Source organism: Pseudomonas sp. PDM18, from assembly GCF_014852585.1.
In the GTDB taxonomy this organism is placed as follows: Bacteria; Pseudomonadota; Gammaproteobacteria; order Pseudomonadales; family Pseudomonadaceae; genus Pseudomonas.
In genome coordinates, this window is record NZ_JACVBX010000001.1 from 208,269 (window position 1) to 222,751 (window position 14,483).

A 14,483-nucleotide genomic window follows, 5' to 3' on the forward strand; every position below is an offset into this window, starting at 1 on the left:
CGCAGGGAGAAACTGCCGTGCCGCTGAGTGTACGTCAGCCGCGCCCGGCTTACCGGCGGATCAGCAGTTCCCGCGCGCGGGCCTGGTCTTCCGGCGCCAGCTCCGCGAGCAGCTCCACCTCGCTGGCGATCAACGCGCCCACCGGCACACCATCGCGATAAAGCACGCGGTTGCCGCTCACCGCCGGTACCTTGCGCCCCGGCAACAGGGTGCCGGCCAGGTTCAGCGGATCGACTGCAGACACCACCACCCATTCGCCGCTCGCTTCACGGCGGCGCACTTCGCGCAACAGGCCGACGGCTTCGGGCAGGGCGAACTGCTCGCCGGTCAGCCCGGCGACGAAGCGTCCGCCACGGATTTCCCCGCGCGCCTCCAGGCGGTGATAGACCCGCAGCAGATCGCGCCACGGCGGCAGCCAGTCGGCCTCGCGATCGAGCAGGCGCCAGCAGACCACGCCGTAGCGGCGCAGCAGGGTCATGGCGACATGTTCGAGCACTTCCGCCGGCAACCGCGCGCCCGGCTCCAGCGTGGAGCGACGCAGCAGCGCCCAGCGCCCGGCATCGGCCATGCCGAACAGTGACGTGCGCGAGCGACGCTGCGGGTGCCGCCGCGCCGCCGGCATCAGCAGCGCGCGCAGGCCGGCGAAGCTGTCGGCATTCACCCGCCCCGCCGCTACCAGTTCCCCCAGCACGGTTTCCAGCTCGGTGCGCAGCAGGTGGCTGTCGCTGGCCAGTTCCTCGAAGAAAGACGCGCCTTGCTCCTTGAGCGCCTCCAGCACCTTGCTGGCCTTGGCGGACAGCTCGGCATCCGCCTGCCCCGCGCTCAACGCGCTCCACTGCGCCATCTGTGCGCGGGGCAGCAGCACGATGGGCGTGCTCTTCAGCGGGCCGCCACGCCCCTTTGCAGCGGTTCGACCCGGCAGGCGCGCCCAGACGATGCGACCGGCGCGGCACAGGTCGTCCAGCCAGTTGATTCCGTAGTCGGCCACGCGGCTGGGCAGGATGTCGCTTTCCCAGGCGCTGGCGGCGGCCTGGAAGCCCTCCAGCTGACTGAGCACGCCGGCCAGTGATTCCGCACCGCGCACCCGCGCTGCGCTGGAGACGCGCTGCCAGTCGAACAGGAAGCGCATGAAGTCCGCCCGCGCCACCGGCTCGATCTCCCGGCGCAGGCGCTTGACCGTGTAGCGGTGGATGCGCGCCAGCAGATGGCGTTCGCACCACTCGTCCTCGCTCGCGCCGGGGGTAAAGCGACCTCGCAGCACGTAGCCCTCACGCTCCAGGCTGGCGAGGGCGAAGCCGGTATCACCGGTGGCAATGCCCAGGTCATCCGCCAGTTCACGCAGCAGGCGCGGGCCGAAACCGGTCAGGCGCGCCCGCACCAGTTCGACCTGCGCTTCGTCCACCGCACAGGGCTCACACAGCGCCGCAGGCAGATCGAGCGAGGGCTTCATCGCGACCTGCGGATGCAGCGCAAGCCATTGGCTGAGCCGTTCCGCCGCCACCCAGACGGCGCCCACGGGCAGTTCCAGGCGCGTCGCCCTCCCCGCCTTGGCCAGCGCCTGGAGCAGGAAGGGCCAGCCCTCGTTGGCCTGCGCCTCGCTGTCGCGAATGCCGCCCAGGCCGGTCAGCGCCTCGTGCATTTCATCGGCGTCGCGGGCTTCGGGCCAGGCCTCGGCACGCACCGCGTCGATGGCATCGGCATCCAGCGCACCGAGGTCATCGGCGCTTTCCGGGTCGGTCCAGCGGCGGCTCTGCACGGCCTGGGTACGGCGTTCTTCCAGCGGCGCGTCGTCGAGGAAGGCGTACGGGCTGGCGGACAATACCTCCGCCGCCAGCGGTGACGGCGCCGGCAGGTCGCGCGCCAGCAGGGTCACCGCACCGCTTTCCATGCGCCGCAGCAGGTTGAGCCAGCCTTCACAGTCCATCGCCTCGTGCAGGCAGTCGTCGAGGGTCTGCGCCACCAACGGATGATCGGGAATCTCGCGCTCGCCGACGATGTTCTCCAGGCACGCCACCTGATCGGGGAACACCGAGGCCAGCAGGTCTTCGCTGCGCATGCGCTGCAACTGCGGGGCGACCTTGCGCCCGCCGCTATAGCGCGGCAAGGCTAGCGCGGTAGTAGCGTTCCAGCGCCAGCGCACACCGAACAGCGGCGCGTCGAGCAGCGCCTGGATCAGCACATGCTCGGCGCTGTTGGAGTGCAGGTAGCGCCACACCTCATCCAGCGGGAAGCTGTGGCTGGTGGACAGCGAGAGGATGATCGCGTCTTCGGTGGCGGCGGCCTGCAGCTCGAAGTTGAAGGTGCGGCAGAAGCGCTTGCGCAGCGCCAGGCCCCAGGCGCGATTGATGCGGCTGCCGTAGGGCGAATGGATGACCAACTGCATGCCGCCGGATTCATCGAAGAAGCGCTCGAGGATCAGCGTCTTCTGCGTCGGCAGCGCGCCGAGGGCGTGGCGCGCGCGGGCCAGGTATTCCACCAGCTGCCGCGCCGCGGCGTCGCTCAAGCCAAGCAGCCCCTGCAGCCAGTCGATGGCCCGTGTCAGCGGTTCGGGGTCATTCGCACCCTGGGCGAGCAATTCGTCCAGTTGGCCGCGCAGGCGCGCGACGCTGGTGGACAGCTCGTCGGTACGCCCCGGCGCCTCGCCGAGCCAGAAAGGGATGTTCGGCGGCTGGCCCTGGGCGTCTTCGACGCGCACGCGTCCCGGCTCCACGCGCAGGATGCGGTAGGAAATATTGCCCAGCTGGAACACATCGCCGGCCAGGCTCTCCACCGCAAAGTCCTCGTTCACCGTGCCCACGGTGAGGCCTTGCGGCTCCAGCAGAACGGCGTAGTCGCCGGTATCGGGGATGGTGCCGCCGGAGGTCACGGCGGTGAGCTTGGCGCCGCGTCGGCCGCGCAGGCGTTGGTGCACGGCGTCACGGTGCAGGTACGCGCCACGCTGGCCGTTGCGGCTGGTGTAACCCTCGGCGAGAGTGCGCAGCATCGCGTCGAAGTGCTCGCGACTGAGGTCGGCATAGGGCTGCGCGGCGGTGAACAGTTCGAAAAGCGCGTCCTCGCGCCATTCCTGGCAGGCCACTTCAGCGACTATCTGCTGGGCCAGGACATCCAGCGGCGCGTGGGGAATGCTCAGGGCGTCCAACTCGTTCTGCCGCACGCTGTCGAGCAGCGCCACGCACTCGATCAGGTCGTCCCGCGAGGTCGGGAACAACCGCCCCTTGGGCGTGCCACCGACGCTGTGGCCGGAGCGGCCGACGCGCTGCAGGAAGGCGGCGATCGAGCGCGGTGAGCCGATCTGGCAAACCAGTTCGACGTCGCCGATGTCGATGCCCAGTTCCAGCGAGGCAGTGGCCACCAGCACCTTCAACTGGCCAGCCTTGAGTCGCCGCTCGGCGCCCAGGCGCAGTTCCTTGGACAGACTGCCGTGGTGCGCCGCCACCCAGCCGGAACCGATGCGCTCGGCCAGGTGCCGGGTAATGCGCTCGGACAACCGCCGAGTGTTGACGAAGACCAGCGTGGTGCGGTGCTCGCTGGCCAGTTCGGCGAGGCGGTCGTAGACCTTGTCCCAGACATCGTGGGACATCACCGCATCCAGCGGCGCCGCCGGCACTTCCAGGTTCAGGTCGCGCTCGCGGCTGTAGCCGATGTCGACGATGCGACAGGCCTGGTGGCGGCCGACGAGAAAACCCGCCACCGCCTCGATGGGTTTCTGCGTGGCGGACAGGCCGATGCGCACCAGCGGCGCTTCGCACAATGCCTGCAGGCGCTCCAGTGACAGCGCCAGATGGCTGCCACGCTTGCTTGCGGCCAGTGCGTGGATTTCATCGACTATCACGCTGCGCGCGCCGGCCAGCATGGCGCGGCCGGAGTCCGAGCCGAGCAGCACGTAGAGCGATTCAGGTGTGGTGACGAGGATATGCGGCACCTGCCGACGCATGGCCTCGCGCTCGCTGGAGGTGGCGTCGCCGGTGCGTACCGCCGTACGGATATCCACTTCCGGCAGGCCCATTTCGACCAGCGCCGCGCGGATGCCGGCCAGGGGCTCTTCGAGGTTGATGCGGATGTCGTTGGACAGCGCCTTGAGCGGCGAGACATAGACCACGGTGGTGCGATCGGGCAGCGCGCCGCCGTTCGCCAGCCCCTCGCGGACCAGCGCATCGATGGCCGAGAGGAAGGCCGTGAGCGTCTTGCCCGAACCGGTGGGCGCCGCCACCAGGGTCGACTCGCCGGCCTGGATCGCCGGCCACGCCTGCACCTGGGCCTGGGTCGGAGCCGGAAAATGCGCGCGGAACCAGCCGGCCACCGCCGGGTGGAAGGCAGACAGCACATCGGCTCGCTTGGCGCGGGGGGAGGTTCGGGGAGCGCTCATGCAGACCAATATGGTGGCGCGCGAAGCCCGTCACAAGGACCACTGATCGCGCCTCGCCGCAGGCCGCACCAGCCGTTACTCTTCATTCACCCACCCGGCGGAAGTACATCGATGAGCGAGCGTGATCGCGACTATTACTGGGAGCAGGTCAGGCAGCAGAACAAGCAGAAGCCGCCCGAAGACCCGAAGCGCAACTGGCGGATGCTGGTGAAGCCGCTGCTGTGGTTCCTGATTCCCTTGCTGATCCTCGCCGCCGGCACCGCCCTGTGGCGCAACCCGGCCAGCCAATTCTGGCTGCACGAACGCTGGGTACTGCTGCAGATTCGTCTGGGCGTGACTCCTGACGGTCTGCAGACGACGCCCGCGGCCTCGCCCTACAGCGACAGCCCGCGCAAGCTGTCCGACTGCATCAAACCGGGCAATGTGATCGACGATGAAGTGCGGGCGTGCGTGAAGGGATATCAGCCGAAGACCTGGTGACCAGCGCCTCAGGACTCCTCGCTCTGCCCCAGCCCGTGCATCCGCAGCTTGTTGGCGATGGTGGTGTGCGACACCCCCAGCCGCTTGCCCAGTTGCCGGCTGCTCGGGTGCTCGCGGTAGAGCCGCTCCAGCACCGCGCGTTCGAAGCGGCCGACGATGGCGTCCAGCCCGCCTTCCAGGGAAAAATCCCCCAGCGGGTGCGGCGCACCGTAGTCCGGCAGGCGGATGTGCTCGGGGCGGATGGTGCCGCCTTCGCACAACGAAACCGCCTGGAACAGCGCGTTCTCCAACTGCCGCACGTTGCCCGGCCAGTGGTAGCGGCCGAGGCGGTCCAGCGCCTGCGGCGAGAGCCTGGGCAGCGGGCAGCCGATCTGCCGGCTGGCCTGGTCGAGGAAGTGCTCCACCAGCGGCTCCAGGCCGTCCAGGCATTCGCGCAGCGGCGGGATGTGCAGCGACAGCACGTTGAGGCGGTGGTAGAGGTCCTGGCGGAATTCGCCCTTGGTGCACAGCTCGGACAGGTCCACCTGGGTCGCGCAGATCACCCGCACGTCCAGGTACACCTCCTCGTCGCTGCCGACGCGGCGGAAGCAGCCGTCCTGCAGGAAGCGCAGCAGTTTGGCCTGTAGACGCGGGCTCATTTCTCCGACGCCATCGAGGAACAGCGTGCCCCCGGCAGTCAGCTCCAGCAGGCCGAGCTTGCCTTCCGGGCGCGCACCTTCGAAGGCGCCGGGGCCGTAGCCGAACAGCTCGGTCTCGGCCATGGATTCGGGCAGGCCGGCGCAATTCAGCGCCATGAACGGCGACTGCCCGCGCGGGCTGGCGAGGTGGCAGGCGCGGGCCAGCAGCTCCTTGCCGGTGCCGGTCTCGCCTTCGATCAGCAGCGGCGCGTCCAGCGGCGCCATGCGCCTTGCCTCGCGGACCACGGCCGCCATCACCCGCGAGCTCTGGAAGATGCTGTCGAAGCCGCGCAGCTCCAGGCGACGCACGTTGTAGATGCGCTCGCCGACCCGGTCAGCGCGGTGCAATGTGAGTACGGCGCCAGCCAGTGCTTCGCTTTCGTCGTGCTCGGTCTGCAGCGGCGCGATGTCGGCGAGGAACACGTCGCCCTTTACCTTAACTCGCAAGCCGTTGATGCGCGCCTTGTTGGCCCGCACCAGTTCGGGCAGGTCCAGGTCTTCGACGTAGCGCGACAGGGGGATACCCGGCACTTCGTCGACGCGCACGCCCAGCAGCTGGGCGGCGGCGCGGTTGCCCGCGACTATCTGCCCGGCCATGTCGATGGACAGCACCGGGAACTCCAGCGCCGCCAGCAGTGCGTTTAGCTCGAGGTGGCGGCGCTCGCTGGGCATCAGGCCGACGCGCTTGACGCCGAACACGCCGGGCACCGCTTCAAGCTTGGGCTTGAGTGACTGGAACTGCAGGTTGATGAGGTTCGGGCAGAGCAGGTAGATGGCGTTGCCCTGCTCGCCGCCGACTTCGCCGCGGTTGACGTTGATGCCGTAGTCGACCAGCAGGTTGAGGATGTCGCGCAGGATGCCGACGCGGTTCTGGCAGTGCACTTTGATGCGCATGGCGGGCCCGTGGTTGTCGTTGTGATGGGCACTCCGGCACGGGTTTTCGCAAGGCGGCCGGAAATTACCGTCAAGAATATGTGACAGATCAGCGCGCCTTCAAGCCATGGCGGGATGCTTGCGCCGCCAAGCGTAATTATTTCTTTACGGATTGCCGCTCAGGGCGCTGGCCAGCGCTGCGCCAGGGGGCTGATCGCCGGCGCGCATCGCGCTATTGATGAGTCATCACAAGAACAGGCAGCTCGACGCCGGAGGCTCCATGAAGACAACGCAGTACGTGGCCCGCCAACCTGATGAAGACGGTTTCATCCACTACCCGGAAACCGAGCACCAGGTCTGGAACACCCTGATCACCCGCCAGTTGAAAGTGATCGAGGGCCGCGCTTGTCAGGAATACCTGGACGGCATCGAGCAGCTCGGCCTGCCCCATGAGCGCATCCCGCAGCTGGCCGAGGTCAATCAGGTGCTCCAGGCCGCCACCGGCTGGCGTGTGGCGCGGGTGCCGGCGCTGATCCCGTTCCAGACCTTCTTCGAGCTGCTGGCCAGCCAGCAGTTCCCCGTCGCCACCTTCATCCGCACCCCAGAAGAGCTGGACTACCTGCAGGAGCCGGACATCTTCCACGAGATCTTCGGCCACTGCCCGCTGCTCACCAACCCCTGGTTCGCCGAGTTCACCCACACCTACGGCAAGCTCGGCCTGGCCGCCAGCAAGGAAGAGCGCGTGTACCTCGCCCGCCTGTACTGGATGACCATCGAGTTCGGCCTGCTGGATACCTCGCAGGGCCTGCGCATCTACGGCGGCGGCATCCTCTCGTCGCCAAAAGAGACGGTCTACAGCCTCTCCGACGCGCCCGAGCACCAGGCCTTCAGCCCGCTGGAATGCATGCGCACGCCGTACCGCATCGACATCCTGCAGCCCCTGTATTTCGTGCTTCCCGAGCTCAAGCGCCTGTTCGAGCTGGCCCATGAGGACATCATGGCGCTGGTGCGCGAAGCCATGCGCCTGGGCCTGCATGCGCCGAAGTTTCCGCCGAAACAGGCCGCCTGATCCGCTGCAATCGATCCCATCTGTGCCTAGGATGAGACGTGCTCGCGAGCCTAAGATGGTTCGCGAGCGCACTCCTATGCCACCCACGACAAGGAGAACCTTTGATGACCGCACTCACCCAAGCCCATTGTGAAGCCTGCCGCGCCGACGCCCCGAAGGTGTCCGACGAAGAACTGGCGGTGCTGATCAAGCAGATTCCGGACTGGAATATCGAGGTCCGTGACAATCACATGGAACTGGAGCGGGTCTTCCTGTTCAGGAATTTCAGGCACGCCCTGGCCTTCACCAACGCGGTAGGCGCCATTGCAGAGGAAGAAGGCCACCACCCCGACCTGCTGACCCAGTGGGGCAAGGTCACCGTCACCTGGTGGAGCCACGAGCTGAAGGGCCTGCACCGCAACGACTTCATCATGGCCGCGCGCACCGACGAGCTGGCCGCGAAAGCAGAGGGACGCAAATGAGCCATTTCGCCAAGGTCACCCGCGTGCCGGGCGACCCGATCCTGGGCCTGCTCGAAGCCTACCGGGCGGACCCCAATCCCGCGCGGCTCGACCTTGGCGTGGGCGTCTACAAGGACGCCCAGGGCCTCACGCCGATCCCGCGCGCGGTGAAGCTCGCCGAACAGCGCCTGGTGGATGCCGAGACCACCAAGAGCTACGTCGGCAGCCACGGTGACGCGCTGTTCGCCGCGCGCCTGTGCGAGCTGGTGCTGGGCGTCACCTCGCCGCTGCTGGCCGACTCCCGCGCCGACGCTACCCAGACACCCGGGGGCACCGGCGCGTTGCGCCTGGCGGCGGAGTTCATCGCCCACTGCCTGCCGGGCAAGAACATCTGGCTGAGCGACCCGACCTGGCCGATCCACGAAACCCTGTTCGCCGCCGCCGGCGTGCCGATCAAGCACTACCCCTACGTCGGCGCGGACAACTGCCTCGACGCCGAAGCCATGTTCGCCATGCTGGAGAAAATCCCCCAGGGCGACGTGGTGCTGCTGCACGCCTGCTGCCACAACCCGTCCGGCTTCGACCTGGATCATGCGCAATGGCAACGCGTGCTGGAGATCGTCCGCCGGCGCGAACTGCTGCCGCTGCTGGACTTCGCCTACCAGGGCCTGGGCGATGGGCTGGAAGAGGACGCCTACTCGGTGCGCCTGCTGGCGGAAAGCCTGCCGGAAGTGCTGATCACCAGCTCCTGCTCGAAGAACTTCGGCCTCTACCGCGACCGCGTCGGCGCGCTGATCGTCTGCGCCGAGAACGCCGACAAGCTCACCGACATCCGCAGCCAGCTGGCGCTGTTCGCCCGCAACCTGTGGTCCACCCCGCCGGCCCACGGCGCGGAAGTGGTCGCCACCATCCTGGGCGACCCGGAGCTGAAGAACCTCTGGCTGGACGAACTGGACGGCATGCGCGGCCGCATCGCCGAACTGCGTATAGGCCTGGTGGAAGCCCTGCGCCCCCACGGGCTGGCGGATCGCTTCGCGCACATCGCTATCCAGCGCGGCATGTTCTCCTACACCGGCCTGCAGGCCGAACAGGTGCGCATCCTGCGTAAGGAGCACAGCATCTACCTGGTGAGCAGCGGTCGCGCGAACATCGCCGGGCTCGACGGCGAGCGCCTCGACCACCTGGCGGCGGCCATCGCCCGCGTCTGCCGCTGACGACGATTTCTTCCCCCTCGACCGGCCTTTGAGCCGGTCTTTTTTTGCCTTGGCTGAGGGGGCGCATGAGCGTAGGAGCAGGCTGGTTGCGCCGGCGAAAACCTGTAGGAGCGAGGTTGGTCAGTAATCGTCACGCTTGCGAAACGCCCAGCGCCCGGCCAGCCCGGTGAAGCTGGCCACCAGCACCACCAGGATCCAGAAGCCTTCCGGGTCGCCGGAGAACGGAATGCCGCCGACGTTCATGCCGAAGAAGCCGGCGATGATGTTGATCGGCAGCGCCAGGACAGTGACAACGGTGAGGGTGAACAGCGTGCGGTTGCTCTGCTCGTTGATCTTCGCGGCGATCTCCTCCTGCAGCAGCTTGATGCGTTCGCCCAGCGCCGTGAGGTCGTTGATCACCAGGGAGAACTCCTCGGTGGCCTCGCGCAGCACGCGCACGTCGTCCTCGGTCAGCCAAACCGGTGGGCGATTCAGCAGGCGCATCAGCGAGCCCGGCTCCAGCGCCAGCAGGCGTTGCAGGCGAACCAGCACACGGCGCATGGCGCCCAGGTCGGCGCGGCTGGCGGAGAGGCGCGAGGACAGCAATTGGTCCTCGATGCGATCCACGCTGATGCTGGTCTCGCGGACGATGCGGGTGAGGATTTCGCCCTGGTCGCGCAGCAGGTGCACCAGCAGTTCCAGCGGCGAATTGAAGCTCTCACCGTGCTTCACCGAAGAACGCAGCGTGTCCACCGAGCGAAGCGGCTGCGCACGGGCGGTGACCAGCAGGCGACCACGGGCGCAGACCCAAAGGGTGGCGACATCCGAGGACATGCGGCTGCCGAAATCGAATACCACGTCGTTGACCACCGCCAGCAGCGCACCGTCCACATGCTCGATGCGGGTGGAGCGCGAGCCTTCACGCAGGGTTTCGAAGAAGTAGTCGGGCAGCTCCAGGTGCGACTTCATCCAGCGCTCGCAGGCTGCGTGCGCCAGGTTCAGGTGCAACCAGAGGAATTCATCCGTGGCGCGCGGCTCCCGCAGGCGTTGCAGGGCGGTAGGCGAATCGATCTCGAGCCCCGGCTGGTCGGGGCGAAAGCTGAAGCCATAAAGCAGGCCGAACAGATCGGAATCCTGATGGCTCTGGACGATGCTGTGGTTCATGGGACTCCGTGCACGCAGGTGGGAGGTGCGTGTAGGAGCGAGCTTGCTCGCGAACCCGCACGGCACGGGCTATTCGCGAGCAAGCTCGCTCCTACGAAGAGCAGATTGCGCCCGCCCCTTGGTGTTACCAGACACCCATGAAAGTCAGATGACAGCCACGTGTCAGCCGAACAGGGTCGCCACAGTGCGCTCGCCCAGCGCCGGGCCGATGCTCATGCCCACCCCGGTATGCATCAGCACGGCGGTGATGCCATCGCCGGCCTGCAGCACCGAGAACGGCCCCGGCCCGCGCGAGCCATAGACACCCTGCCAGCGCTCGACCACTTCCACGCGCATGCCTAGCGTGTCCTCGGCCAGTTGCAGCATCAGCCGGTCGACGAACTCGGCATTGAACGGCGCGGCATCGCTGCCGTAGTGGTGGGAGTCGCCGATGATCAGCTCGCCATGGGGCGTCGGGCTGACCAGCAGGTGGATGCCCTGCTCTTCCAGCTCCGGTGTCTCGCGGCGAATCTGCTCGCGCACCGCCTCGGTCTCGGGCAGGTCGGAGAAGGCGCCGTAATGCACGCAGCTCAGGCCGGTAAGGATCGAATGGGCGAGGCCGATGTCGACCTGCGGGCGGGCACGCAGCATCTGCAGGCGGCACACCTGCGGCTGCAGCGGAGCGATGACCTCGGCCAGCAGCGTCTGGTAGTCGTGGCCGGAGCAGACGATCACCTGTCCGACGGTGAAGGTGCCCGCGGTGGTGCACAGCACGCCGGTGTCGACGTCACGCACCAGGGTGGAGAAGTGGAACTCAACACCGTGCTCGCGGTGCAGGTAGTCGATCAGGCTCGGCAGCGCCTCGCGGGAATACAGCTGCTGGTCATCGAAGCCCAGCAATGCCGCGCGATGGTGGCGGAAGTGGCCCTGGTAGAGGTCGTTGAGTTCGCGGCCGCGCAGCAGGCCCACGCGGTAGTCCAGCTCCCTGGCGCGGCCGGCGCAGAAGGCTTCCAGCAGGTGCTCCTCGGCTTCGCTGCGGGCGAACAGCAGCGAGCCATTGCGCCGCAGGGAGAACCCGGCGCCTTCCGCCCACTGCGCCCAGATCGGCCGGCTGGCCCGGGCCAGGTCCGACATCACGCCCGGCGGCTGGCCGGTGACCAGCGCCTGGCCGAAGTTGCGTACGGAGGCGCCCAGGGGCGTGGCGGTGCGTTCGAAGACGCGCACGGAGAGGCCGCGGCGGGCGGCGGCGTAGGCATGGGAAAGGCCGAGGATGCCGGCGCCGACGATGGCGACGTCGCAGTGGGTGTGGGTCATGGGGGGTATGTCCTGCGTGGTGAAGAGCCCCTCTCCCCCACCCTCTCCCTGAAGGGAGAGGGCTAGGGAGAGGGAATCCTCTCTCGGAAAATTACTTCTGCGCGACCTTCTCCGACTTGCCGTCATAGCGCTTGCGCCACTCGGCAAGGATCTCGTCGCGGTTCTTCGAGGCCCAGGCGAAGTCGTTCTTGATCAGGCGCTGTTCGTAGTCGGCCGGCAGTTCGGTCTGCGGCTTGGCGATGCCCGGCTGTGCCAGCACGGCGAAGTTTTCCTTGTACAGCTCCATGGCTTTCGGGCTGGCGGAGAAGTCGGCGAGTTTCTTCGCCGCGGCTTCATGCTGGGTGCCCTTGACGATGCCGGTGGCTTCGATTTCCCAGCCCAGGCCTTCCTTGGGCAGGACGATGTCCAGCGGCGCGCCCTGGCGCTTGAGCTGTACGGCCGGGTATTCGAAAGAGATGCCGATCGGGAATTCGCCGGCGGCGGCCAGCTTGCACGGCTTGGACCCGGAGTGGACGTACTGGCCGATGTTCTCGTGCAGCGCGTCCATGTAGGCCCAGCCCTGCTTCTCGCCGAAGGTCTGCAGCCAGGCGGAGACGTCGAGGAAGCCGGTGCCCGAGGAAGCCGGGTTCGGCATGACGATCTTGCCCTTGTACTCGGGCTTGGTCAGGTCCTGCCAGCTCACTGGTTTCTCCAGGCCCAGCTTCTGCGCCTCGACGGTGTTGAAGCAGATGGTCGCGGCCCAGACGTCCATGCCGACCCACGCCGGCGGGTTGGCCGGGTCGCGGTAGTTCTTGCCGATGGCGTCCAGGTGTTTGGGCGCGTACTTCTCCAGCATGCCCTGCTGGTCGAGGATCGCCAGGCTGGAAGCGGCCAGGCCCCAGACGGCGTCGGCCTGCGGGCGATCCTTCTCGGCCAGCAGCTTGGCGGTGACGATGCCGGTGGAGTCGCGCACCCACTTGATTTTGATATCCGGGTTCTCGGCTTCGAAGGCCTGCTTGTAGGCGGTCAGCTGTTCCGGTTCCAGGGCGGTGTAGACGGTCAGCTCGGTGTCGGCGGCGTGGACCTGTGCAGCGAAACCGGCAACCACGGCGGCGGCGAGGGCAAGACGTTTGAACATGTGGAGCTCCTTGGCAGTGTTGGTCTCCCGCGCGGGGCGGGTTTGTCAGGGGTTGAGCCCGGCACGCAAGCACCGGGCGACAGCGTCCAGCGGGGTTACGGGTTCGCACCCTTCCTCCAGGCCTGCGAGCGGCGCAGCAGGCCGCGCGAGGCGCCGGCCAGCAGCAGCGACACGGCTGCGGAAGTGAGCAGGATCAGGGTCGACATGGCGGCCGCGCCGCCGACGTTGCCGGAGTCGTCCATGTTCAGCACGGCGACGGCGGCGAGGATGGTGTCCGGGTTGTAGAGGAAGATCGCCGCCGACACCGTGGTCATCGCCGAGACGAACAGGTAGCGGGTGATATCCAGCAGCGCCGGCAGGCAGATCGGCACGGTGACGCGCAGGTAGTGGCGCCACAGTGGCATCTTCAGCGACAGCGCAGCCGCCTCGAACTCGCCGTCGAGCTGGCGCAGCGCGGCGGTGGCGGTCATCTGCGCGGTGGTCAGGTAGTGGGAAATGGTGCACACCACCAACAGCGCCATGCTGCCGTAGAGCACATGCAGCGGGTTGCCCGGCAGGTTGAAGAAGAACACGTAGCCCAGGCCCAGCACGAGGCCCGGCACGGCCATCGGCACGAAGCACAGCATGCGCAGCAGTTGGCTCAGCCAGCGCTGCTCACGGGTCTTCTCGATCAGGTAGGCGCCGGTGAAGATCAGCGCGCTGCCGATGATTGCGGTGCACGCGGCCATCGTCAGGCTGTTGCGGTAGGCCAGCCAGCCGCCACCGGCGGTGGTGTTGAAGTCGTAGTGGTGTAGCGACAGCGACAGGTTGTACGGCCAGAACTTCACCAGCGAGGAGTACACGGCCATACCGAGCACGCCCAGCAACACCGCGCTGATCAGCACGACGATGGCGAGGAAGGCGGCATCTCGGCGGCGTGACTGCTTGGGGTGGTAGACCTGCGCCCGGCCGCTCATGGCGTCGCCCTGGCGACGGCGCAGCCAGGTGTCGACGGCGAAGCTGAGCAGCGCCGGCAGCAGCAGGATCATGCCGATCTGCGCGCCACGGCCGAACTGCTGCTGGCCGACCACCGCCTTGTACGCTTCCAGCGCCAGCACCTGGTAGTCGCCGCCCACCACGACCGGCACGCCGAAGTCGGTGATGGTCAGGGTGAACACCAGGCAGAAGGCAGCGAACACGCCCTGCCGCGAGGCCGGCCAGGTAATGCTGCGGAAGGCCTTCCAGGGCCCGGCGCCCATGCTCGAGGCGGCGTCGAACAGGCGCGCATCGGCCAGCGACAGCGCCGACAGCAGGATCATCAGCGCATGGGGGAAGGTGTAGATGGCCTCGCCGAGGACGATGCCCCAGAAGCCGTAGATGTTGTCCGGCAGCAGGTGGCGCAGCAGGCCCTGGTTGCCGAACAGGTAAATCAGCGCGATGCCCGGCAGCATCGACGGCGCCAGCAGCGGCAGCAGGGAAATCCCGCGCCACAGGCCCTTGGCCGGGATCAGCGTGCGTTGCAGCGCGTAGGCGAACAGGTAGGCCGCCGGCACGACGATGCAGGCCACGCTGACCGAGACCTTCAGGCTGTTGCCCAGCAGCCAGTGGAAGTTGTCGCTGCGCAGCAGCTCGCCCATGGCCGCGAGGCCGCCGCCCTGCCCTGCTTCGCCGCTGAAGCCGCGCCAGAAGATGGCCAGCAACGGCATCAGCACCGCCAGGGTGAGCAGGACCAGCAGCAGGTATTTGCCGCCACGGACGAACAGGCGATCACCCAGATCGCCGCGAACCTTGCCGACGGACAGCGCCGGACTGTGCTTCACCACGGCTTCCAT

Annotated in this window: 10 protein-coding genes; 4 read left to right on the forward strand and 6 right to left on the reverse strand. The window is 67.7% G+C overall.

The genetic code is table 11. From position 1 onward, the window contains the following. Positions 1 to 49 precede the first annotated feature (49 nt). Positions 50 to 4,366 (reverse strand): DEAD/DEAH box helicase, encoded by a 4,317-nt coding sequence (locus IB274_RS00945; protein WP_192430259.1) that lies wholly within the window; start codon positions 4,364 to 4,366, stop codon positions 50 to 52. A gap of 111 nt (positions 4,367 to 4,477) precedes the next feature. On the opposite strand from IB274_RS00945, the gene IB274_RS00950 reads away from it, so the two are divergent. Beyond that, positions 4,478 to 4,846 (forward strand): hypothetical protein, encoded by a 369-nt coding sequence (locus IB274_RS00950; protein ID WP_192430260.1) that lies wholly within the window; start codon positions 4,478 to 4,480, stop codon positions 4,844 to 4,846. Between the two features lie 8 nt (positions 4,847 to 4,854). Here the strand turns inward: IB274_RS00950 and IB274_RS00955 are convergent, their stop codons facing one another. Further along, entirely contained in the window at positions 4,855 to 6,417 is a 1,563-nt protein-coding gene (locus IB274_RS00955; protein WP_192430261.1) for a sigma-54-dependent transcriptional regulator, read from the reverse strand. Positions 6,418 to 6,676: 259 nt separating this feature from the next. Here IB274_RS00955 and phhA point away from each other — a divergent pair, with 259 nt between their 5' ends. The 3 genes from phhA to IB274_RS00970 all read left to right on the forward strand — a co-directional run bounded on the left by phhA (position 6,677) and on the right by IB274_RS00970 (position 9,119). Continuing rightward, positions 6,677 to 7,465: a phenylalanine 4-monooxygenase gene (gene phhA / locus IB274_RS00960; RefSeq protein ID WP_192430262.1), complete on the forward strand. Its 789-nt coding sequence runs from the start codon at positions 6,677 to 6,679 to the stop codon at positions 7,463 to 7,465. A gap of 104 nt (positions 7,466 to 7,569) precedes the next feature. Beyond that, a complete protein-coding gene (locus IB274_RS00965; protein WP_192430263.1) occupies positions 7,570 to 7,926 on the forward strand; it encodes a 4a-hydroxytetrahydrobiopterin dehydratase in 357 nt (118 codons plus the stop codon). Next, the gene (locus IB274_RS00970) at positions 7,923 to 9,119 is read left to right on the forward strand and encodes an amino acid aminotransferase (RefSeq protein WP_192430264.1); all 1,197 of its coding nucleotides are present in this window, start codon (positions 7,923 to 7,925) and stop codon (positions 9,117 to 9,119) included. The genes IB274_RS00965 and IB274_RS00970 overlap by 4 nt, the downstream gene beginning before the upstream one ends. A gap of 120 nt (positions 9,120 to 9,239) precedes the next feature. Here IB274_RS00970 and IB274_RS00975 read toward each other — a convergent pair whose 3' ends face one another. The 4 genes from IB274_RS00975 to IB274_RS00990 all read right to left on the reverse strand — a co-directional run bounded on the left by IB274_RS00975 (position 9,240) and on the right by IB274_RS00990 (position 14,483). After that, positions 9,240 to 10,262 carry a transporter gene (locus IB274_RS00975; RefSeq protein WP_192430265.1) on the reverse strand — a complete coding sequence of 341 codons (1,023 nt, stop codon included), beginning with the start codon at positions 10,260 to 10,262 and terminating at the stop codon, positions 9,240 to 9,242. A gap of 162 nt (positions 10,263 to 10,424) precedes the next feature. Continuing rightward, positions 10,425 to 11,555, reverse strand: coding sequence for a TIGR03364 family FAD-dependent oxidoreductase (locus tag IB274_RS00980; protein WP_192430266.1), 1,131 nt, complete (start codon positions 11,553 to 11,555; stop codon positions 10,425 to 10,427). Positions 11,556 to 11,646: 91 nt separating this feature from the next. Continuing rightward, positions 11,647 to 12,672 (reverse strand): putative 2-aminoethylphosphonate ABC transporter substrate-binding protein, encoded by a 1,026-nt coding sequence (locus IB274_RS00985; protein ID WP_192430267.1) that lies wholly within the window; start codon positions 12,670 to 12,672, stop codon positions 11,647 to 11,649. Between the two features lie 95 nt (positions 12,673 to 12,767). Beyond that, entirely contained in the window at positions 12,768 to 14,483 is a 1,716-nt protein-coding gene (locus IB274_RS00990) for a putative 2-aminoethylphosphonate ABC transporter permease subunit (RefSeq protein ID WP_192430268.1), read from the reverse strand.